This is a genomic window from Roseofilum acuticapitatum BLCC-M154 (assembly GCF_030068475.1).
Classification (GTDB): Bacteria; Cyanobacteriota; Cyanobacteriia; order Cyanobacteriales; family Desertifilaceae; genus Roseofilum; species Roseofilum acuticapitatum.
In genome coordinates, this window is sequence record NZ_JAQOSP010000104.1 from 1 (window position 1) to 21263 (window position 21263).

General features: G+C 46.1%; 23 protein-coding genes. 14 read left to right on the forward strand and 9 right to left on the reverse strand.

Annotation, left to right across the window (positions count from 1 at the left end):
• Nucleotides 1-180 precede the first annotated feature (180 nt).
• Complete coding sequence (locus tag PMG71_RS15835; protein WP_283754673.1) at nucleotides 181-420, reverse strand: hypothetical protein; 240 nt, start codon at nucleotides 418-420, stop codon at nucleotides 181-183.
• 145 nt (nucleotides 421-565) lie between these two features.
• Here PMG71_RS15835 and lpdA point away from each other — a divergent pair, with 145 nt between their 5' ends.
• The 5 genes from lpdA (at nucleotide 566) to PMG71_RS15860 (ending at nucleotide 3968) form a co-directional block, all read left to right on the forward strand.
• Nucleotides 566-1990 (forward strand): dihydrolipoyl dehydrogenase, encoded by a 1425-nt coding sequence (gene lpdA / locus PMG71_RS15840; RefSeq protein ID WP_283754674.1) that lies wholly within the window; start codon nucleotides 566-568, stop codon nucleotides 1988-1990.
• A gap of 188 nt (nucleotides 1991-2178) precedes the next feature.
• Nucleotides 2179-3078: an indole-3-glycerol phosphate synthase TrpC gene (gene trpC / locus PMG71_RS15845; protein ID WP_347179303.1), complete on the forward strand. Its 900-nt coding sequence runs from the start codon at nucleotides 2179-2181 to the stop codon at nucleotides 3076-3078.
• 62 nt (nucleotides 3079-3140) lie between these two features.
• The gene (locus tag PMG71_RS15850; protein ID WP_283754676.1) at nucleotides 3141-3380 is read left to right on the forward strand and encodes a DUF5340 domain-containing protein; all 240 of its coding nucleotides are present in this window, start codon (nucleotides 3141-3143) and stop codon (nucleotides 3378-3380) included.
• Between the two features lie 127 nt (nucleotides 3381-3507).
• Nucleotides 3508-3705 carry a hypothetical protein gene (locus tag PMG71_RS15855; protein WP_283754677.1) on the forward strand — a complete coding sequence of 66 codons (198 nt, stop codon included), beginning with the start codon at nucleotides 3508-3510 and terminating at the stop codon, nucleotides 3703-3705.
• Nucleotides 3706-3737: 32 nt separating this feature from the next.
• Nucleotides 3738-3968, forward strand: coding sequence for a DUF7219 family protein (locus PMG71_RS15860; RefSeq protein WP_283754678.1), 231 nt, complete (start codon nucleotides 3738-3740; stop codon nucleotides 3966-3968).
• A 438-nt stretch (nucleotides 3969-4406) separates the two neighbouring features.
• Here the strand turns inward: PMG71_RS15860 and PMG71_RS15865 are convergent, their stop codons facing one another.
• The 6 genes from PMG71_RS15865 to PMG71_RS15890 all read right to left on the reverse strand — a co-directional run bounded on the left by PMG71_RS15865 (nucleotide 4407) and on the right by PMG71_RS15890 (nucleotide 11347).
• Nucleotides 4407-6284, reverse strand: coding sequence for a sensor histidine kinase (locus tag PMG71_RS15865; protein ID WP_283754679.1), 1878 nt, complete (start codon nucleotides 6282-6284; stop codon nucleotides 4407-4409).
• A 59-nt stretch (nucleotides 6285-6343) separates the two neighbouring features.
• Nucleotides 6344-7834 carry an FAD-linked oxidase C-terminal domain-containing protein gene (locus tag PMG71_RS15870; RefSeq protein ID WP_347179304.1) on the reverse strand — a complete coding sequence of 497 codons (1491 nt, stop codon included), beginning with the start codon at nucleotides 7832-7834 and terminating at the stop codon, nucleotides 6344-6346.
• A gap of 78 nt (nucleotides 7835-7912) precedes the next feature.
• On the reverse strand, nucleotides 7913-8767 hold the full coding sequence (locus tag PMG71_RS15875) for a 3'(2'),5'-bisphosphate nucleotidase CysQ family protein (protein ID WP_283754681.1): 855 nt from the start codon (nucleotides 8765-8767) through the stop codon (nucleotides 7913-7915).
• Nucleotides 8768-8840: 73 nt separating this feature from the next.
• Nucleotides 8841-9194: a DUF1257 domain-containing protein gene (locus PMG71_RS15880; RefSeq protein ID WP_271944967.1), complete on the reverse strand. Its 354-nt coding sequence runs from the start codon at nucleotides 9192-9194 to the stop codon at nucleotides 8841-8843.
• A 158-nt stretch (nucleotides 9195-9352) separates the two neighbouring features.
• Nucleotides 9353-10855, reverse strand: coding sequence for a stress-responsive protein Ycf46 (gene ycf46, locus PMG71_RS15885; RefSeq protein WP_347179305.1), 1503 nt, complete (start codon nucleotides 10853-10855; stop codon nucleotides 9353-9355).
• Between the two features lie 144 nt (nucleotides 10856-10999).
• The gene (locus PMG71_RS15890; RefSeq protein ID WP_283754683.1) at nucleotides 11000-11347 is read right to left on the reverse strand and encodes a slr0373 family blue light stress response protein; all 348 of its coding nucleotides are present in this window, start codon (nucleotides 11345-11347) and stop codon (nucleotides 11000-11002) included.
• Nucleotides 11348-11508: 161 nt separating this feature from the next.
• Between PMG71_RS15890 and PMG71_RS15895 the strand changes: the two genes are divergently transcribed.
• The 5 genes from PMG71_RS15895 to sbcD all read left to right on the forward strand — a co-directional run bounded on the left by PMG71_RS15895 (nucleotide 11509) and on the right by sbcD (nucleotide 16548).
• Nucleotides 11509-11940 carry a hypothetical protein gene (locus PMG71_RS15895; RefSeq protein ID WP_283754684.1) on the forward strand — a complete coding sequence of 144 codons (432 nt, stop codon included), beginning with the start codon at nucleotides 11509-11511 and terminating at the stop codon, nucleotides 11938-11940.
• The gene (locus tag PMG71_RS15900) at nucleotides 11937-12932 is read left to right on the forward strand and encodes an Rpn family recombination-promoting nuclease/putative transposase (protein ID WP_283754685.1); all 996 of its coding nucleotides are present in this window, start codon (nucleotides 11937-11939) and stop codon (nucleotides 12930-12932) included. The genes PMG71_RS15895 and PMG71_RS15900 overlap by 4 nt, the downstream gene beginning before the upstream one ends.
• 117 nt (nucleotides 12933-13049) lie before the next feature.
• Entirely contained in the window at nucleotides 13050-14870 is a 1821-nt protein-coding gene (locus PMG71_RS15905) for an FAD-dependent oxidoreductase (protein WP_283754686.1), read from the forward strand.
• A 78-nt stretch (nucleotides 14871-14948) separates the two neighbouring features.
• Nucleotides 14949-15197 (forward strand): hypothetical protein, encoded by a 249-nt coding sequence (locus PMG71_RS15910; RefSeq protein WP_283754687.1) that lies wholly within the window; start codon nucleotides 14949-14951, stop codon nucleotides 15195-15197.
• A 121-nt stretch (nucleotides 15198-15318) separates the two neighbouring features.
• On the forward strand, nucleotides 15319-16548 hold the full coding sequence (gene sbcD / locus PMG71_RS15915) for an exonuclease subunit SbcD (protein ID WP_347179306.1): 1230 nt from the start codon (nucleotides 15319-15321) through the stop codon (nucleotides 16546-16548).
• Between the two features lie 59 nt (nucleotides 16549-16607).
• On the opposite strand, the gene PMG71_RS15920 is transcribed toward sbcD, so the two are convergent.
• Nucleotides 16608-17177, reverse strand: coding sequence for a pentapeptide repeat-containing protein (locus PMG71_RS15920; RefSeq protein WP_283754689.1), 570 nt, complete (start codon nucleotides 17175-17177; stop codon nucleotides 16608-16610).
• A 155-nt stretch (nucleotides 17178-17332) separates the two neighbouring features.
• Between PMG71_RS15920 and PMG71_RS15925 the strand changes: the two genes are divergently transcribed.
• The 4 genes from PMG71_RS15925 to PMG71_RS15940 all read left to right on the forward strand — a co-directional run bounded on the left by PMG71_RS15925 (nucleotide 17333) and on the right by PMG71_RS15940 (nucleotide 19712).
• On the forward strand, nucleotides 17333-17572 hold the full coding sequence (locus PMG71_RS15925; RefSeq protein ID WP_283754690.1) for a hypothetical protein: 240 nt from the start codon (nucleotides 17333-17335) through the stop codon (nucleotides 17570-17572).
• Between the two features lie 78 nt (nucleotides 17573-17650).
• Nucleotides 17651-18631, forward strand: a complete 981-nt coding sequence (gene msrP / locus PMG71_RS15930; protein ID WP_283754691.1) for a protein-methionine-sulfoxide reductase catalytic subunit MsrP — start codon at nucleotides 17651-17653, stop codon at nucleotides 18629-18631.
• 55 nt (nucleotides 18632-18686) lie between these two features.
• Complete coding sequence (locus PMG71_RS15935) at nucleotides 18687-19160, forward strand: hypothetical protein (protein WP_283754692.1); 474 nt, start codon at nucleotides 18687-18689, stop codon at nucleotides 19158-19160.
• Nucleotides 19161-19217: 57 nt separating this feature from the next.
• Nucleotides 19218-19712: a DUF4079 domain-containing protein gene (locus PMG71_RS15940; protein WP_283754693.1), complete on the forward strand. Its 495-nt coding sequence runs from the start codon at nucleotides 19218-19220 to the stop codon at nucleotides 19710-19712.
• A gap of 112 nt (nucleotides 19713-19824) precedes the next feature.
• Here the strand turns inward: PMG71_RS15940 and PMG71_RS15945 are convergent, their stop codons facing one another.
• Nucleotides 19825-21243, reverse strand: a complete 1419-nt coding sequence (locus PMG71_RS15945; protein ID WP_283754694.1) for a GTP-binding protein — start codon at nucleotides 21241-21243, stop codon at nucleotides 19825-19827.
• Nucleotides 21244-21263 lie beyond the last annotated feature (20 nt).

The window sequence follows — 21263 nt, forward strand, 5'->3', positions numbered from 1 at the left end:
ACCAGAAACGTAAACATCCGAACGATCTTGGAAGTAACATTTGAGAGATTCTACGCCATAAACAAGATAATCGCGAGCGGGGTCACTTTCAGCCATGGGCGCTCCATCGGGTTCGGGGTAGATAATGGGACTTTTTAGGGAAGTGGGGTTCATGGTTAACTGGGGATTTAAGGGATAAGTTTACTCTCGATCGTCTGAAGATAATTGGTTCATAAATTCCTCAATGTCTGCTGCTGCCTCATCTAGAGCGGCTTCATCAATTGTTTCCGGTTCTTGAAATTGATGGGAACTGAAGGGGTCTGACTTCTGGGTAGAAGATTGGGGAATTTTACCGGTTTTCAGAGTTTCTCCTAGTTGATGGAGGGAGTGCTGAAATTCTTGTTCGGCATGGGTGTGGGGGTCTTGTGGATGTTGATTCATAAGAGTAAAAAGGATACGCCAGGTTCCGTTGATGCTACCAAACTTAAGTCTTTCTTCTGTTATAACTCACTCCATCGTCTGAACCCCGAAGCGTTGTAAAATCAAGGGCAAACGAGTTAGTGAATTACAGAAGCCGGAGCAAAATATGAGCGAGTTTGATTACGATTTGATCATTATTGGTGCTGGAGTCGGGGGACATGGGGCAGCTCTCCATGCAGTCAGTTGTGGACTGAAAACGGCGATTGTGGAAGCCGCAGAGATGGGGGGAACCTGTGTCAACCGAGGATGTATTCCTTCTAAGGCTCTGTTGGCTGCTTCGGGACGGGTGCGGGAGTTACAGGATGCGGATCACTTGAAGGATTTGGGGATTCAAGTGGGTGGTGTGAATTTCGATCGCCAGGCGATCGCCGATCATGCTAATAATTTAGTCGATAAAATTCAATCTGACCTGACCAATAGTCTGAAACGGCTGAAAGTGGATATTCTGCGCGGTTGGGGTAAGGTGGCTGCTCCCCAGAAGGTGACGGTGGAAAATGATGGAGACTTAAAGACGTTTACGGCTAAGGATATTATTGTGGCTCCGGGTTCGGTTCCCTTTGTGCCTCCAGGGATTCAAATTGATGGGAAAACTGTCTTTACGAGCGATCATTCGGTGCGTTTGGAGTCTTTGCCCCCCTGGATTGCGGTGATCGGTAGCGGCTATATTGGCTTAGAGTTTACGGATGTGTATACGGCGTTGGGTTGCGAGGTGACGCTGATTGAGGCGTTGGATAAGTTGATGCCGACATTCGATCCGGATATTGCTAAACAAGCGCAACGGGTTTTGATTGCGCCTCGTGATATTGAAACCCGTGTGGGAATGTTGGCGATGAAAATTACGCCGGGATCTCCGGTGGTGATTGAGTTGGCGGATGCGAAAACGAAGGAAGTTAAAGAGGTTTTAGAGGTTGATGCTTGTTTGGTGGCGACGGGACGCATTCCTACGGCGAAGAATATGGGCTTAGAGTCGGTGGGGGTAGAGTTGGATCGGCGTGGCTTTATTCCGGTGGATGATACGATGGCGGTGTTGTCGGATGGGCAGAAGGTTCCCCATCTTTGGGCGATCGGCGATGCGACGGGTAAGATGATGTTGGCCCATGCTGCTTCGGCTCAAGGGATTGTGGCGGTGGAAAATATGTGCGGTCGTCCGCGTACTATGGATTATCGCTCGATTCCGGCGGCGGCGTTTACCCATCCAGAAATTAGTTATGTGGGGTTGAGCGAACCGCAAGCGAAGGAATTAGGTGAGGCGGAAGGTTTTGAAGTGGCTACGGTACGGTCTTATTTTAAGGGGAATTCTAAGGCGATCGCCGAAGGAGACACCGAAGGCATGGCGAAAGTGATCTACCGTAAGGATAATGGGGAAGTTCTCGGCGTTCATATTATCGGCCCCCATGCAGCCGATTTGATTCATGAGGCATCGGCGGCGATCGCCAAACGGGAATCTGTCCACACCCTCGCCCATTTAGTCCATACCCATCCTACTCTCTCGGAAGTTCTGGATGAAGCCTACAAACGGGCGATCGGTTAAAGTTTACCGATAGTTTAGTTCAAGGGTTAGGTTAGTTGATTCTAGCCTGACCCGAATTGGCTCTGGGATCTGGCATTAATATTTAGGTAAAAAATAGTTGCCTTAAAATGCTCTCTTCTGACTCCCCTTGACAAGGCTCCCAGAGTTTGTGCAACACTATGAGCTTATGGTCTTTTCCTGAATCCTCCATGCAAATTCGTCGTCGTCCCCCCAGTCCCACCTTTTCCATCAGCCACCTGCAATATCAAGTGAGCGTACCCGGTAGCGAACCCCGCAATATTCTGGAAAAAATTGTCTGGCACAAGGAAACGGAAGTACAAGCCCAACGGGAAAAGGTATCCTTAAGCGACTTGAAACGACGCATCGAAGCGGTGGCTCCAGCTCAAGATTTTCTCGCTGCACTGCGTAAAGGGAAAACCCAACCGGCGGTGATTGCAGAGGTCAAAAAAGCATCGCCATCAAAAGGAGTCATCCGGGAAAACTTCGATCCAGTGGCGATCGCCCAATCCTACCAGCAAGGAGGAGCCAGTTGTTTATCCGTATTAACCGATCAGAAATTTTTCCAAGGCAGCTTTGAAAATTTAGCCAAAGTTCGCGCTGCCGTTGATTTACCCCTATTGTGCAAAGAATTTATTATATATCCCTACCAAATCTATCAAGCGCGAGTACATGGAGCCGATGCCGTTCTCCTCATTGCCGCCATCCTCTCTGACCAAGACCTAAAATACTTTAGCAAAATTGTTCGCGCCCTAGGCATGACCGCCTTAATAGAAGTTCATTCCCTGGAAGAACTTGACCGAGTATTAGCCTTAGATTCCGTAACATTGATTGGCGTTAATAACCGCAACCTAGAAGATTTTACCGTAGACCTCAAAACTACAGAAACCCTCTATAATACTCGCCGCGAACCGCTCCAAAATCGGGACATTCTGCTCGTGAGTGAATCTGGGCTTCATACCCCTGACGACCTGCAATTTGTCGCCTCCGTAGGCGCTCAAGCCGTCCTCATAGGAGAATCATTAGTCAAACAAGACAACCCTGGACAAGCAATAGCCGCCCTCTTTTCAGACCAACATCAACTACAATAACCAAAAAGTCCCCGATATCCATCCCATTGCATACAGCTCTTTTTCCCTCAATCAATTCAACTATGCAGCCTATCCCGGTTCCCTCTCATGTTCACTATGAACTTCTCCTCCAACTCCTAGAGCGTCAAACTTGGATAGCCGTTGAAGGCCAATCTGTTCAGCGAGAACAAGTTCATCAACTCATTGCCACCCTGCGTAAAGCCCTAGCTCAACAGCGTCAACTCGAACAAAGTTGCCAACGCTCTAACTTACCCGTAGAGTATCGTTGGTCTTTAAATGAGGATAGCCCAAAAGAGCGTTAAACCCTGGTCATCAATAATGGGTAATCACTTACTTCTGACCTCTTGTGATCCGGATCGGCCTTCTTATCAGTGATTAGGTTAAAATGAGGTTAAGGGGTCAATCATTGTCAAACTCAACCGTCCACCCATGTTAAAACCAGGAACTTTAGTGCAGGTTCTCTATCCAGATTATGCAGCCGGTGCATTAGGATATCTCAAAGCCGAAGAAGACAAAGGACGGTGGATTGTGCAACTGATTCAAAATCCCATAGAAGACCCCAATGAACCTCTACTGTTATCTTTGGAAGAATCAGAATTTGAAGTGATCGATCCCCAACCTCCATAAAAAACATTGATTCATATCCCTAAAGGAGTCTAATGATGAAAGAACAATTTTTATATCCCCGGAATCCCTACCATGGTAAACTCACCCCGGATCGTCTGCTTTTTAATGCCAATTTACAAGAATTTGCCCAAAAAGTAAGCATCATCAGCGCCTTAGAAACCAATGGGAAAATCACGCCTCTTGAATCCTATCACCGCGTCAAAAACTTGTGGGAAGAATTCCACCATACCCGTCAAGGATTAGATATTCAAGATTCAGCTTAAATCTACGTCTGCTGTTTCTCATCAACCCTAAAACAGGATTGGTTAACCCATGAAATACTGGTATAATGGGAACCGGATATCTACCGCATATCCGGTTTTCTCATATAGTATGTCATTGCGAATGGAGCGGAGCGGAATGAAGCAATCTCCCCAATTTTGGAAATTGTAGCGATTGCTTCCCTGCGGTCGCAATGACAAGTATTTAACTGGACTTGATATCATATCATATCAAGTTCGCTTAAATACCCTAATTAAAAATCCAGGGAGCAAGATGCTCCCACTCCAGTCATATCAAAGAATTCGAGGAGTGCGGGCATCTTGCCCGCTTCTTAACAAATTAACTGGACTTGATATCATATCATAAAGATTCCAGGAGTGCGGGCATCTTGCCCACTTCTTAACCCATTGAGACTTCATATCATCCGATCCCTAAAATTGCTATATCTCACCATAAGGTAACTGAAGATAAAACTCACTGCCTTGATTTAAAGTCGAATGATAATCCAAAACCCCTTTATGTTTATTCACCACAATTTGATAACTGGTAGCCAAACCTAGTCCTGTACCTTTCCCAACCACCTTAGTGGTGAAAAATGGGTCAAAAATTCGATCTCGAATGGTCTCAGGAATACCGGTTCCATTATCTTTAATAACCACTTCAATAAATGATGACTTTAAAACATGAGTGACGATCTCAATTTGAGGTTTTTCTAGACTTTGATCCGACCATTTACCCTTTTGAGATGCTTCATCTATAGCGTCAATAGCATTACTCAAAATATTAAGAAAAACTTGATTTAAAAGACCAGGATAGCATTGTACTAAAGGCAATTTCCCATAATCACGAATAACTTTAATTTCTTGAGAATTCGACTTTAAATATAATCGACTAGCCAGAATGCTCAGAGTCAAGTCTAAATGCTCATTCAGATTAATCGATTTACAACCTTCTTCATCCAAACTTGAAAATGTCCGTAATCCTTTGACTAATTGTCGCACTCGCTCAGTACCTGACTGCATAGAATTGAAGAGTTTGTGCAGATCGGATTCTACAAATTCCCAATCCGTTTCCTCTAACTTTTGGGTAATTTCTTCAGGGGGATTAGGCACATGATCTTGATAGGCTTTAATCAACTCGGTTAAGTCATTAAAATATTGACGGGCGTAAACTAAATTGCCATGAATGAAATTGACAGGATTATTAAATTCGTGGGCAACTCCAGCGACTAACTGACCCAAAGAAGACATTTTTTCCGTTTGGACTAATTGCGCTTGGGTGCGTTGGAGTTCTCCTAATGCTTCCGTTAACTCGCGAGCGGTTTGATCCGACTTTTCTTTGGCTTGACGCAGATAATTTTGTTCCCAGTCTTGCGCTCTCCAAACGACAAAGAGCATGAGCAGAACTAAACAGATGATCATTAATGCCAGAATGTGTAAAGGTCGCAGATCTTGGTCAATATTCTGGCGAGGGATGACTAAAGCAATAGAAAAATCCGCTTCTTCGAGGGGAACATAGGCCAGATAGTAATCTTGACCGAACCAACGGACTAAATTGAGTCCCTGTTGGCCGTTAATCATCTGTTGGGCTAACTGCCTTAAAACGGGATCTTTACTGTTGAGTAATGAGGTCGGTTCATCGGATTCAACTTGAAATATTTCTAGATCGCGAGGCACAAGGGGAACGCCCTGGGAATCGAGCATAAATCCATAGCTTCCCGGCCCATAGGATAACTTCTCGATGACTTGGACTAAACGTTTCAGGGGTACTGGAGCGGCGATCGCCCCTTTGGGCTGATTATCTAAGGGGGCATCCGGAGTAATGGGAGCAGCAATCACAATCTGTAATAAGCCTGTAGAGCGTGAAACCAGAGGATCGGACACATTCACCCGTCCTTGCATCGCTCGCTGCCAGTACAGGCGATCTTTGGCATCACCACTCTTACCTTCACTGGTATAAAACTTTCCTTCAGTATCAAAAAAGACGACAATATTAAACGGCTCAATTCTTTGAGCTTCTTGGATTAAATAAGGCTGAATCTGTTTCAAGTCTAAGGAGCGAGCCGTAGGACTATTGGCGATCGTTTCCACTTCTGTCTTGCGCTTGCCAATCCATTCATCGACCGCTTGCACCCCATCTCTTACATCTTGTAGGGCGTTATTCTGAAGTTTGTTGAGCAGAGCATTATAGGCTTTTTGATAAGTATAATAACCAATAATGCCGGAACTCACTAGGGTCATACCGACGATCGCCGAAATAAAAATACGATGTTTACTCAATGCAGATAATTGCATATTAGAGCGGATCAGTTGCCACATAGCGATCATCGCCAGCCATAAAGGGTTAAGGGAGGAGTGTCAATAAATCTATTTTAGACTTAAAATAAATCTACTCCTGTATTCTCATTCACTAATTTGGCTTTCACTTGAGCGGCTTCTCCACAACTCTTAGGCGTGGGAAACAACTTACCGGGATTAGCTAACCCTTGGGGATTGAACACCGATCTAACCCATTGCATTGTTTCCAAATCTATAGGGGTAAACATCCGATCCATATAACAGAGTTTATCCGCTCCAATCCCATGCTCTCCTGAAATACTGCCCCCGACTTTTACACAGATTTTCAGAATTTCTCCCCCTAATTCCTCCACCATTTCTAAAGCTCCGGGAATAGAATTATCATAGAGCAATAAGGGATGAAGATTCCCATCGCCTGCATGAAACACATTTGCAACGGGATAGCCATATTTTTCGCTCAGTTTCTCAATTTCTCCTAATACATAGGGCAGTTGAGTCCGGGGAATCACCCCATCTTGGACATAATAATCGGGTTTAATCTTGCCCACAGCCGCAAACGCTGCTTTACGACCTTTCCATAATCGTAAACGTTCTTCTGGATCGGTGGCAGTCGTGATATCTCTGGCTCCATTTTGGCGACAAATTTGGGCAATGCGCTGGGCATTTTCCGCTACTTCTACCTCTAGTCCATCCACTTCGACTAAAAGAATGGCGACCGCATCTCTAGGATAACAATTGGTGGCGACTACATCTTCAACGGCGTTAATACTAAAATTGTCCATCATTTCCATACCGGCCGGCACAATCCCCGCACTCACGATATCGGAAACCGCAGCACCGGCGGCTTCAATACTGGTAAAATCAGCTAGTAGGACTTGAATGGCTTCGGCTTGTTTAATAATCCGCAATCGAATTTCTGTGGCAATCCCTAGGGTTCCTTCTGAACCCACAAATAATCCGGTCAGGTCATATCCGGGCATTTCCGGGACTTCTCCCCCCACATCGACAATTGAGCCATCGGGAAGAACGAGTTTTAAGCCGAGAACATGGTTGGTGGTAACTCCATACTTAAAGCAATGAACGCCGCCTGAGTTTTCTGCTACATTACCACCAATGGAGCAAATAATTTGACTGGAGGGATCGGGGGCATAATAGAACCCTGCACCGCTTACGGCTTGGGTGACCCAGTTATTAATGACAGCCGGTTGGACAATGACCTGTTGATTGTCTAGGTCAATATCGAGGATCTGACGCATAAAAGCGGTGGAAATTAAGACCCCATTTTCGACGGGGAGAGCGCCACCAGAGAGTCCTGTTCCTGCACCCCGCGCTACCCAGGGCAGTTGATAGCGATCGCATAATTTGACGGTTTCTGCCACTTCTTGGGTATTGCGCGGCAGTAACACCAATTTGGGCCGCACCCGATAACTGGTCAAGCCATCACATTCATAGGTGAGTAGTTCTTCCTTGCGCTGGATAACCCCTTTCCGGCCAAGGACTTGTTCAAAGTCTCGAATAATACGTTTCCAATCGGAGGTCGTGCGGTCGGTTTGGGGCGGAGAACTGAGCATGGCGATCGGGTAAAAAGGGGTGACTCTTTCTACTTTACGCAAGATCTCCATCATTGGCCAAGATCGAGAGTCCAGGGATTAACTTTGAATGGAATACACGGCTTTCTGTAATCCAGGTAAGAGTGCGTCAATATAGTCTGGCCAACCAATAACGATCATTTGCTCGTGGGCTAGGGTATCCGGATGAATGGCATTGGGGCTAAACTCCAGAGGTTGGCCATCAAGATCGCAACACATTAATCCGGCTTTCTGGGCTAAGGCGATCGGGCCGACGGTATCCCAGAGTTTCACCCGACGATTAAAATAGAAATACAAACCGACCCGGCCAAAAATTACTTCTAACACCTTTAAACCAAAACTCCCTAAAGAATTAAACTGAATTTGGGGAATAAACTGAGTTAGGGCTTGGCCATAGGTTTTGCGGTCTTGATAGCCAATTTGCACGGGACAGAATGACCCAGAAGGAGGGGCAGGCATTTGCGGAATGATGGCTTTGGGCAGTTCTTGACCTCGGATTTCAAACAACCCCCAATCCTGGCCGCCATAATATAATCTAGCCCGTGCGGGGGAATAAATCCAACCGGCGATCGGTTGATAATCCCGCAGCAGTCCCACCATGACGGCATAATCTTGACGGCCATTAACTAAGCTTTCTGTACCATCTAAGGGGTCAATACACCATAACTGTTCATATCCTTGATGGAATAAACCCCTAGATTGCTCATTTTCCTCCGTAATAATGCCATCTTGGGGAAACATGCCCCCAAAAACCTGAGACAGCTTCCGGTCTAAATAGCGATCGACATTCGTTACATAATCGCCCGGCCCTTTTTGATCCACCTCAAAAGACTGGCTCAGTAACTCAATTTGTTGACCACACTCTTGTAAGACCTGAGTGATTTTGGGATTAAACTCAGATGCAATCCGATCCATAGCGCTCTCAACATAAAAAAACGGGGTAACCAGCATTAGGTTAACCCGTTAACTTGGAAACGCGCTAGAGAAATTACTTTTGTACGACCAATTTCACGTTCGCGTTTTGCAGACCAGGACGCTTAACTTCGCTTAGGGTCTTGTTGACTGCATACTTTTGGTTGATGGAGTTGATCAACTCGGTCTGGTTGTGCTTCTTAGCCACACCCCAGAGGTCAGCAATCAGGTCGAAAGAACCATCCGCATTGCGAGACCAGCCGAGGTCATACTCACCTTCGAGAACAGCAACGATATCAGCACGAACCTGTTGGCCGTTGTATCCGCGAACATTAGCTTCACTCTTAACGGAGATACCCAGGTCACGTAAGGAAGACTTCAGGATTTCAGCGTCGGTGATTTTGGTACGCAAGGTGCTAAAGTGAGACATTTGAGATTTCCTCCTAAGAAAACGGTGTTTGAGAGAAACGACAACTTATGGATTGAAACTATGCCTTCGATCGTTGATGGCGATCGCCGGCGTTGGATGAAACTAGCGTTAGGGATACGCTAGTCTTTCCTCCTGTTGGGAGCAGGAGAGAAAGTCTGTTAGAACTCCAGTCGCTGATACTCAGCAACCGAAGCAGCCGCAGGTCTAGCCCGTTGTCTAGCCCAATCTCTTAGGGCCGTTACCTGTTCCTGCATCGTCTTAGACAGGGGCAACGTGGCTTTGACGGTAGCAATGATATCCAGTTGGGTAAACTCCCGATCCTGGGCAAAAGCTTCATACATTGCTGCAATCAGGGCCTGCTCAATTTCAGCTCCAGAAAAACCATCGCAGACCTTCGAGAGTTGCTCGATATCGAAGCGGGAAATATCTCGACGGCGTTTTTCTAGATGAATGGTGAAAATATCTTTACGCTCTTGTTCATTGGGTAAGTCAACGAAGAAGATTTCATCAAACCGACCTTTACGCAAGAATTCGCCCGGTAAGCGTTCTACACGGTTAGCCGTTGCCATCACAAATACTGGAGAGGTTTTTTCTTGCATCCAGGTGAGGAACGAACCGAAGATCCGGCTAGAGGTTCCGCCATCAGAATCAGCAGAACCGGTTCCTCCTGCAAAGGCTTTGTCGAGTTCATCAATGAACAAGATAGCGGGGGAAATGGATTCAGCCGTTTTTAGGGCATTTCGGAGGTTGGCTTCTGAACGACCGACCATAGAACCATCGTAGACTCGACCCATATCTAGGCGCAGTAGGGGGAGTCCCCACAGGCGAGAGGTGGTTTTGGCAATTAAGGATTTTCCGCAGCCGGGAACCCCTAGAATGAGCATTCCTTTGGGTTGGGGTAATCCATATTGTCTGGCTCGCTCAGTGAAAGCATTAGAGCGCTGTTTGAGCCATGCTTTGAGTTCCTCTAAGCCACCCACTGCATCAAGGGTTTCGTCTTCTTCAATATATTCTAAAATGCCGTTACGGCGAATCAGTTGTTTTTTCTCAGATAGAACAATTTCTACCTCAGATTCTGTTAATCGACCGGCTGTCACTTGAGCTTTGCGATAAACCTTTTCCGCTTCATCTAGGGTTAAGCCTAGGGCAGCTTTCAGCAGTTTTTCTCGCACATTAGTCTTGATCCGATTGGAACCGAGTTGGGTAGATAAGACTTCATTGAGCGCCTCCAAATCGGGGAGGGCAAAGTCAAGGACAATCACTTCTTTTTCCAGTTCGATGGGAATTTCTTGTACAGGAGACATTAAGATAATGGTCTTCTGAGTTCCCTTAAAATTGGCGATCGCATCGCGTAACCACCGCACGATTGTTGGGGTATAGAAGGAGTGCAAGTCCTTAAAGATAAAGATCGCGCCTTCTTTCGGAGGTTGGCGAATCACCCATTCGATCGCCGCTTCCGGTGACAACGTATTGTGCTGGGTTACGCTGCGAGGCTCTCCGTACTCAACCATTCCTCGCGTCACTGTCCAAACGTAGAGTCGTTTGGGAGACTTGCCTTGAGCAAGATTTGCTATCGATTGCTCTGCCCTCTCTTCCTCAGAAGTTACGAGGTAGATTAAGGGATATTGAGCTTTAATCAGAATACTAAGCTGCTCTCGCATAGCCATCGACCTACTTGCAACAGTGGGAATACCGGTTGCGGCTAGACTAACCTGACCGAGACTAAACTCACAAACCAAGGTTTGGATATTTAGCTTAAAATCGGATTAGTCCGGCCGTTCCTGTCGGATACGATCCAACAATGTTTAGCACGGAACTAATTCTTCCTCGCCTGATTGAGAAGTGCGGTTAATATTTGACACTCTCTCAATGGGCAGTTCCTCTTCAGACAGCACAGTGGGCTGATTCTTAAGAGTGACCAGTTCTCCATCATTGATAACGACTGAACTTTTACATTCTGGACAGGTATGGATTTGATATGTCTTCCCGTGGGAATCGTTCATATTTTCCACAACCTCTGGGTGTTCCAGGTAGAATGAAACTGCTCGTTCTACAATGGCTGACATCGGTTCTAAATCGACCGCCGCTTGTATTTTTAGCCGACGATGGAGTTCTGGGGGAATGTACAGCGTAACTTTTTGCTTGTCTTGCATATAGCTCTGGAGTCGTCCTATCCGGCTATGCCTTATTACCTTATCGATTCTATCATTAGCTGTCAAGCCGTAAAGACTGTATGACAGCAATATTGTTACATTTGTTTACAAAACAGCAGTTATGGAGGAAGGCGTTAAAAGCGCTAATCCTTTTGTGTGTCTTGGTTTCAGTCTCTGCTTGCTCTGCCACTCCTCCATCCAGCAACTGGAAAATTTATCAAAATCCCCGCTATGGATTTACCTTTCCCTACCCCCACCAATGGCAAGCGCAACCGCCACCAGAAAATCAAGACGGGCAAATTTTCACTCATCCCGATCGCCCAGAGATTCAGATCCAAGGGTTTGCCATTCCAGGGGAGAGTTTACAGAGTGGAACGAACTTCGTCACCAACCAGGGAATAAAGGGCGTATTAACCCCCACCGTGGAGATCGCCACCAGCCGGTTAACCCTGAGAATCTATAGCCATCAAGTCTATTATGTTTGGGAGGGGCGATCGCCCAGTTCCGAGTTCGCCCAATATTACCCCCTCTTTGAACAGATCGCCAGGGAATATACCATTCCCGTTCGTCAAATCAAGGATAAAAAATCATGAAATTTATCAGTCCCAAAACCGATTTCGCCTTTAAGCGCATCTTTGGCTCCCAAGAAAGCAAAGATATCCTAATTAGCTTCTTAAATGCCCTCATTTATGCAGGCGATCCCAAAATCACCGAGCTAGAGATCATCGATCCCTATAATCAAGGCGAGAGTAGTGGACTAAAAGATAGCTATCTCGATGTCAAAGCCCTCCTAGGTAACGGTACAACCGTCCTGATTGAGATGCAAGTCCTAAATGTCCCCGCATTCAAAAAGCGAGTGTTGTACAACTGGGCAAAAACCTATAGCAATCAACTGAGCATCGGCAAACCCTATGTGGGGCTACAACCAGTCATTGCTCTGACCATTGTTGACTTTCCCTTATTTCCCGACGTAGAACCCATTATTACCCACTTTAGTTTAAAAGAGAAAAGCCTATCATCATTGGACTATCCTGACGAACAAATCGAACTAATCTTTGTAGAGCTGCGAAAATTCAATAAATCCTTGGAAGACTTAGAAACGCTCACGGAAAAATGGATTTACTTTATGAAAGAAGCGCCCAATCTAGAGATGATTCCCAGTTCTCTCGAAGAAGTACCAGAAATCGGCAAAGCATTGGGAATCGCCAATCGAGCTAATTTAAGTGCCAAGGAAGCCGAAGAGTTAGAGCGAAAAGAACGGTGGATACTTGACCAACAGGGTTATGTCATACAAGCAAGGACAGAAGGGTTAGAAGAAGGACGCGAAGAAGGACGCGAAGAAGGACGTGAAGAAGGACGTGAAGAAGGACTTCAACAGGGACGTGCCCAAGGGCAATTGGAAGCAGCATTAGGGTTAATTTTGCGTCAACTTCAGCGACGGTTTGGAGAAGTTCCTGAAGCTACCATAGTCCAGATGCAACAATTGTCTTTAGATGATTTGGATGAGTTAGGAATCGCTATTGTAGATTGGACGAGTTTAGAAGATTTATCCCCTTGGTTGAGTCAGAGGCGATCGATGGAGTGATAACTTAATCAAACCCAAAATCTTGTAGGGGCGAACGGCCGTTTGCCCCCACATCCTCGACCAAAGCGAAGCCCTTTATTGCCATAATGCCCAGAGTATCCAACTCTGAGGCAAGACATGAACCACATACAAATAGAAGAACGCACCGCAGAAATCCTCGTTGTCGGTGGGGGAACGGGGGGCACTTGTGCCGCCATCCAAGCCGCTCGCAGGGGCGCTCAAACCCTCCTCGTTAGTGAATTTCCCTGGTTAGGGGGCATGTTAACCGCAGCCGGAGTCTCTGCACCCGATGGTAGCGAGTTGGCCGCCTTTCAAACGGGAATGTGGGGGGCATTTGTGCGGGAATTAGGGCAGAAACAACCGGGAGGATTAGACCATAATTGGGTGAGTTTATTTGGCTTTAGTCCCCAAATAGGAGCGCAAATTTTCCAGGACTGGGTAGACGCACTGCCTAACCTAGACTGGATTTGGGGACAAAAGCCCTTAGAAGTGTATCGAAAGGGTAACCGGGTAACCGGTGTTCGGTTTCAAAACTTGCGGGTTAACGCCACGCTTACCCTAGATGGAACTGAACTGGGAGATTTACTCGCCTTAGCCGATATTCCCCATCGTTGGGGATGGGAACTGCAAGGGGAATGGGGAGAACCGAGCGCTCCAAAAGAAGCCAATGAACTTACAGAACGCTATCCGGTGCAAGCGCCGACTTGGGTGATTCATCTGCAAGATTATGGAGAAGGAATTAATGCTCCAGAAATTCCTGGTTCTGTTGATGAATCAGCCTTTGCGGGAGCATGGGAAAATCATGGTGTAGAGAAATTCTTGAGCTATGGCCGTTTGCCCGGTGGCACAATGATGATCAATTGGCCGATTAAGGGCAATGACTATGGAGTAAATCTAAATCGCCTGATTGAGTCGCCTCAAAACCACTTTATCCTCTTACAAGAAGCCCTAGAACATAGCCTTAACTTTGGGCGCACGATTCAAAGCCAACTCGGACAACGCTATGGGTTAGCAGTTAATCAATTTCCTGTCCTCGACTCCACCACCTCCCCCCGCTCTGCACTCCTACCTCAATTTCAACAAGGAGTCGCTCTTTACCCCTATTTTCGGGAAAGTCGCAGACTCAAAGGTAAAGTTACCCTGACAGAACAGGATATTTTGCCCCAATCGGAGGGAAATGTGGCCCAATTACCCAGAGACAAAACGGGAAAGATTAATAGTATTGTTATTGGCAACTATCCCAACGACCATCATTATCCAGAAGTCTCCTTTTCCCTTGCTCCCAAAGCTGTGTGCTGGGGGGGACGATGGACGGGAACGCCTTTTACTATTCCCTATGGCTGTTTAGTTCCAGAGGAAATTACTGGATTTCTTGTTTGCGAAAAGAATATTTCTGTCTCCCATCTTGCTAATGGAGCTACCCGCTTACAACCGGTGGTGATGAATATCGGTCAAGCCGCAGGAATGGCAGCCGCGCTCTGTATTCAGCGCCAGGAAGACCCCCAGGATTTACCGGTGCAAGTCTTACAATCGGCCTTATTAACTGATATAAGCGCCCCAGCAGCCGTTATTCCCTGTTTTAATCTCACCCATGGCTCCCCAGATTGGCAAAAATGGCAATTTCATTATTTAGATGATGGAGAGGAGTATCCCAAAAATGGCAATGCTCCCTTGTCCCTAGCTGACTTAGGAAAAACTTGTACTGATGGGTTAGAAGTATCAGGACTTTTTAAGCGCTTGGAGGAACAAAGCTATCAGTTGCAAGTCAACAGCCCTGACGAATGGGGGGGAAGCAGTTGGCGACTGATTACGACTGAACCTCTAGTGAATGAGGCTTTACAGAACCTGGATAATCAAAAACTGATTCGTCTGTGGGGACGTATGAACTTAGCCGGTGGTTGGATAGTTGTGGAAGAAATTACGGACGTTTTCAGTTGATAAACTTCTACAGTTTATCCGGATGAACCAGGGAAACCGATGAGAAGTAGAACAGTTACTTCGAGACAGATGTTTCCCATGCGTACCAACAACTCCATTAAAATTAATCGTTTTCTGTTTTTGTCCTTGGTGATTGGTTCAATAGGTTGGGTTAACCTACAAACGAGTGCCAGTGTTGCTTCCCAGTCTAGTCTATCGGGTACTTATGCTGAAGATCATCGCGGTAGCGGACGCTGTGAGAATGGTTGCCCTTCATCCCAATCCTTTGATAACACAGAAGTTGCTCGTCGAGGCAGTGGACGGATTGATTCTAGTCAATCCACGTAAGGGGATAGTCAGGAGAGAGTGTTTTCTAGTCCTGCACCTTTAATATCATGATGATCGGCGTTAATTTCTATAAATCCCCCATAATCGTTATGGGGGTATTTTTATGGCTGTGGAGGGCAGGATGATTAAGGTTTTACATTTATCGGATATTCATTTGGGGAGTGGGTTGAGTCATGGACGGGTGAATGGGGAAACGGGTTTGAATACCCGCTTGGAGGATTTTATCAGGAGTTTGTCGAAATGTATCGATCGCGCGATCGCCGAACCGGTCGATTTAGTCTTATTTGGGGGCGATGCATTCCCGGATGCGACTCCTCCTCCCTATGTCAGTCAAGGGTTTGCGCGGCAGTTTTACCGTTTGGTGGAGGCGAATATTCCTACGATACTCTTGGTGGGAAATCACGATCAACATGCCCAAGGGAAGGGGGGAGCGAGTTTATCGATTTACCAAACATTAGGGGTTCCAGGGTTTATTGTGGGCGATCGCCTAGCCTTGCATCAGATTACCACTGCCCACGGCCCCATACAAGTGATTACCCTCCCCTGGTTAACCCGTTCGAGTTTATTTACTCGTCCAGAAACCCAAGAATTATCCCTTTCAGACATTAATCATCAATTAATTGACCGGTTGCGAACTGCCCTCGAAGCCCAAATTCGTCGCCTAAATCCCAATATTCCTACCCTTCTTTTAGCCCATGTGATGGTCGATAATGCCCACTATGGCGCAGAACGATTTTTAGCCGTTGGTAAAGGGTTTACCATTCCCTTGTCTATCCTAGCCCGTCCCTGTTTTGATTATGTGGCTCTTGGCCATGTTCACAAACATCAAATTTTATGTGACGATCCTCCTGTAGTCTATCCCGGCAGTATTGAACGGGTAGATTTTAGTGAAGAGAAAGAACAGAAGGGTTATGTGCTGGTCGAAGTAGAAAAAGGACAGGCTAAGGTCGAGTTTTGTCCCTTATCTGTGCGGGTATTTAAGACGATTAAAGTCAATTTAACCCAAGCAGAAAACCCCCAAGCACAACTCATCCATACCTTAGAAAAATCATCCATTGAAGATGCGGTTGTTCGCTTAATTTATCAAATTCGATCCGAGCAATTAGACTCGATTGATTCCCAGCACCTTCATGAACGTCTAGAACTCGCCCATAGTTATACAATTCAACCCGAATTAGTCAGTCCAGTTTCCCGCACCCGACTGCCCGAATTAGGGAAAGGACAAGAAATCGATCCCCTATCCGCTCTACAAGCTTATTTAGACAATCGCGAAGATTTACAAGAGTTAGTTCCACAGATGTTAGAAGCAGCCCAAGAGTTATTGAGTGCGGGCAATTTTTTAGATTCTTAGAAAGAGTCAGAAACCGGGTTTATTCAAGAAACCCGATTTCTCGGAAAGGATATTATGGCTTATTGTGTAGATTCACAATAGCGACGCTGTGCCCGTTCTTCTCTTGCGGTTTGAAAGTCTAACGTATTCAAATCGACAGGTTCTCGCATCTGCTCTGGAGTTTCCGGATCGCCTTGATAAATTGTCGCTCCATCCGGCATTTTAGCACCATTGAGTTTAATGTTATTATCGACGATCGATCCGGTAAAATCAGCTCCGGTTAAGTCCGTATTTCTTAAATCTGCACCCCGAAGATCGACCCCTTGCAGATTAGCATCCACAAAGTTAGACCATCTAAAGTTTCCACCTTGCAGATCGGCATTGCTCAAATCGGCACAAGTGAAGTAAGATCCTTCAAAGTTACTGTTACTTAAGTTGGCATTCATAAGGCGAGATTGCCGAAGTTGCGAGCCTTTAACCGTTCTGCCCGTAATGTTACTTAAATCTGCATCCGTAAGATCGCATCCTTGACAGGTGCGACCTCCGTTAAGCAGTTGGGAAACGTGATCGGGGTTAGCAGCGATCGCCACAGTTGTCAATCCGATACTCAGTCCGATCGCCATTCCTAAACTTTTTTTGAGCTTGATCATAGTTACTGAAATCCTTGAAGAAAGCACAATAAAGAAATTGAGTATTGTTGATGATGATTATACATTCTTAATTGAGATTCTCAACTTAAAAAAACATTAATTTTCTCGGATTTAATGATAGAATCATTTGGCCTGTAATCAGAAGCAAAGAATATATGTATCATCCACAACCCTTTGTCGTACAAAACCCTACCCTGTCTCCGAGTCCTGAACCTTTGCCAGAACCGGTAGATCTGGTCTCAGAGAATGGCCAAATCATTGTTTATATTGGTGTCTTTTTATTAATTGTCACTCTGATCGTTATTACGGGTATAATCAATAAAAAAATCGAAAAAGCGCTAATTGTTTCCGCCCTACTCAGTTTGCTTTTAATCCCCCTATTATGGTTAATCTAAAGCGTCAAAATCAAAAAAACAGATTACAATAGAACAGAAAATGATTTTGATTGCCGCTTTGAGTATTTACCAATTGTCATGACCTTAATCAAAGTTTCCCAAATCTGGGATATACCCGATCGCCAAATCACTCCAGAGTCCGTCTTCATGAATCGTCGGAAATTGCTCAAGGGGTTGATGGGAGCGGGAATTACCGCCAGTCTACTCCCCTTAACCGCTTGTCGTACAACCGGTGAATCCAATTCTACCCTCTCTCCTTATCAAACCCCAGAGTCCATTATTCAAAATCCAGAATTTCCCCAGGGAGATTTGCAAATTACACCCCAATCCCTTTCTTCCCAATATAATAACTTTTACGAGTTTGGCACGACCAAATCCATTCAACAAGCCGCCCAAGCTTTACCCACGGAAAACTGGAAAGTTGAGGTAGGAGGATTAGTCAAAAATCCCCAAACCTATGACATCGATGATTTACGCAAAACTTTTGACCTAGAAGAGCGAGTGTATCGATTTCGCTGTGTGGAAGCTTGGGCCATGGTTGTGCCCTGGTTAGGTTTCCCGATGCGTAAACTCATAGAAGCAGTCGAACCTACCTCCGAGGCGAAATTTGTCCGGTTTACCTCCTGGTACGATAAAGAGATTAGTACCGGCCCCTCCTGGAGTCCCTTTTCCAACATTCCCTGGCCCTATACCGAAGGCTTGCGAATTGAGGAAATGGCCAATGAACTCGCCTTTTTTGCCACGGGAATTTATGGCAAAGATTTACCCAAACAGCATGGCGCACCCATCCGCCAAGTTATTCCTTGGAAATATGGATTTAAGGGAGCAAAATCTATTGTCAAAATTGACTTTCTCGACACTCAACCGGCCACCTTTTGGAATACCATCGATGCCAATGAATATGATTTTGAAGCCAATGTGAACCCAGATAAGCCCCATCCCCGATGGTCTCAAGCCACGGAACGGGTGATTAGTGAAGGAGCGCCGTTCACTTGGCCGAGGCAACCCACCTTACCCTATAACGGTTATGGGGAATGGGTGGCTCATTTATATGGTTAAGCCTATGCTTTAAAGAGTGTGAGCATCAAACCTAACCGTTAAAAGGTGATGAGGAGTGAAAACTAAATATTGGAGATTAGCAGGACTAGGGGCCATCATCGCCAGTCTAGTCCTGTGTGTGTTTCCTGCTTGGGCAGAGCTACAGCGCTATCAGATCATAGCGCTCGTCGAAGCTCTGCGAGAGTCCGCCCCCCAAGGGCAAACCGCCGAACCCCTGTATGGCCCATGGAAAATTCGGCCCAATAACATTACCCGATGGTCTAAATGGTGTCTGGGAGAATCCGTAGATCCGGAAGCGTTTGCTGCTAATCTCAGTCAGACCAGAGCCGTTTTAGTTTGTATCGTTGGCGAAGTTCTAGCCGAAGAATATGACCGGACTGCTGAAAATGAAGACCTTGCCATCCGCAGAACAGCCGCTTGGTGGGTATCGGGTGATGCAAATTTGTATGATCAAGGGGACATAGCTGTTTACACTAATAAAGTGTTGGAGTCTTATCAAGGCTTCAGGAACAACCCCACAGACTTTTAGATTCCAAAGTCTGGAAATAGCAAACCACTTGACTTAAATCATTACTCGGATTACTCCATGGACACCATTAGAGACCTTCTGCAACCGATTGTTAACCCTATTGCCGATTATTTCGCCGGTTTGGGTATTCCTGAACCCATCACCCATTGGGGGCATCCCCTGATGATGGGTATTGTTGTTTTTGTGTTGGGCAGTTTTGTGGGCTTTGTCGGATGGCGCGGACGTAATGCTACCGATGAAGAGGTGAAAACTCAAAATATGCTTAATCACCGCAAGCTGGCCCCGTTTTTGACCTTATTCTTAGGACTTGGATATACCGGAGGGGTGTTATCTCTGGTGATGCAAGGGCAACCGATTCTGGAAAGCCCCCATTTTTGGACGGGTTCCATTGTCTTAGTGATGCTGGGTCTTAATGGGGCAATTTCGATTACCAAGTTTGGGGGAGATAATAAACCCTCCTTGCGTACCCTTCATGCTTATTTGGGTACGGCAGCCTTGGCGTTGTTGTTTATTCATGCCTTTTTAGGTCTGAACTTAGGCTTATCGATTTAAGCTGTAATTTTGGGTAGAGAGGGTAGGGGGGAGGGTTTGTTGCTCCTCTGCCCTTCTCTAATTGTTTGATTACGATAGAAGATTGATGGGGGAGATGGTCTAAAACCCTATATCAAGCTTGATGGCCCTGCAATTTTGTCAATAATTCGTCTTTAATCCGATTTAAGATGGAAGTCTCATCTAAACCCGATAAAATGCGGCTAACTACGGCTTTTGGCCCGTCGGGCCCCCAGGATGCGCCATTGGCTAAGTATTCTTTGGTGACTTGGCCAATGCCATAGGAGGATAGGGCGGAAATTGCTGCTTGACTGATGGCGACAGAGAGATAGGGGCCGATCGCCGCACCTGCGGTTATAGGAGTGGCTAAACCGAGCAAACCCTTTAGGCTACTGAGTCCGAGATTGGCGAATAATTCTCCGGCGCTGATTCCTCCCATGGCGATCGCAATTTTTTGTAGTAAATTCAGTGCCCCTTGTTGGGTCATGGGAATACCATAGAGTTGGGATAACTTCAGGATCATGACCAGATCAATCACGGCTGCACTGAGTAAATCGATCGCCGTCACCGGATTCAGGGCGATCGCCAATCCCTTGACTTTGACAAAATTCCAGATAATTTGATTCCCCTTCCCCTCGCGAATCTCCATCTTGCGCTTCACTAAACGCTCATTGACTGTATCCGCGTAAAGCATCGTATTTAAAGCCACTAAAGATTTACCTTCGCGATCGAGCAGATCCAAGATTTTCAGCTTCAAATCCTCCACTTGCGGTTCTCCCCGCACCAACCTCACCCCCAAACTGCCATCCGACCGACGCACCCCTTCCGGAACCAACGGACAAGCAGCCGCCATCACAATCTCATCCGGAGATAACAACTCCTTCACCCGTTCATCACGAATTTTTTCATAAATCATCATCCGATCCGTATCCGGATACTGATCGATCTTATTAAACACCAACAAAATCGGCTTACTCTCCGCACGCAACAGAGACAAAGCCTCATATTCCACCTGGGTCATATCCCCAGCAATCACAAACAAAATTAAGTCCGACTGTTTCGCCACCTGGTGAGCCAACTGCGCTCGCTGCTGGCCATTCACCTCATCAATTCCTGGCGTATCCATCAACTGAATCTGGGCCTGTCCTTGCCTGCCAATAGTCACCCGGACTAACTCCGACTCCTCTTGATAAGCCACTTCCCAGGACGCTCCATGAATAGCACGAGTGACCCCATGGGTAGGGCCCGTTTCAAACACGGGATTTCCCAACAACGCATTCAGAACCGAAGATTTTCCCCGTCCCACCAAACCAAACACGGCAATTTGTACTCGACTTTGTTCTAACTTATCGAGCATTCCTTCTAAATCTTCAATTTCTGCTTCTAGTCCCGACCGTTCTGAGTCACTCAAATCCAAATTCCTGACCAAGGACTGCAACGACTCCGTAGCCTGCTTATAGTTTAATTCTGCTTGAATATCAGCAAAGCTAAGGAGAGTTTGTTCGAGCTGTTGCTCAAAATCTGCGTCACTCATCAGAAAAATTGGGTCTGAAA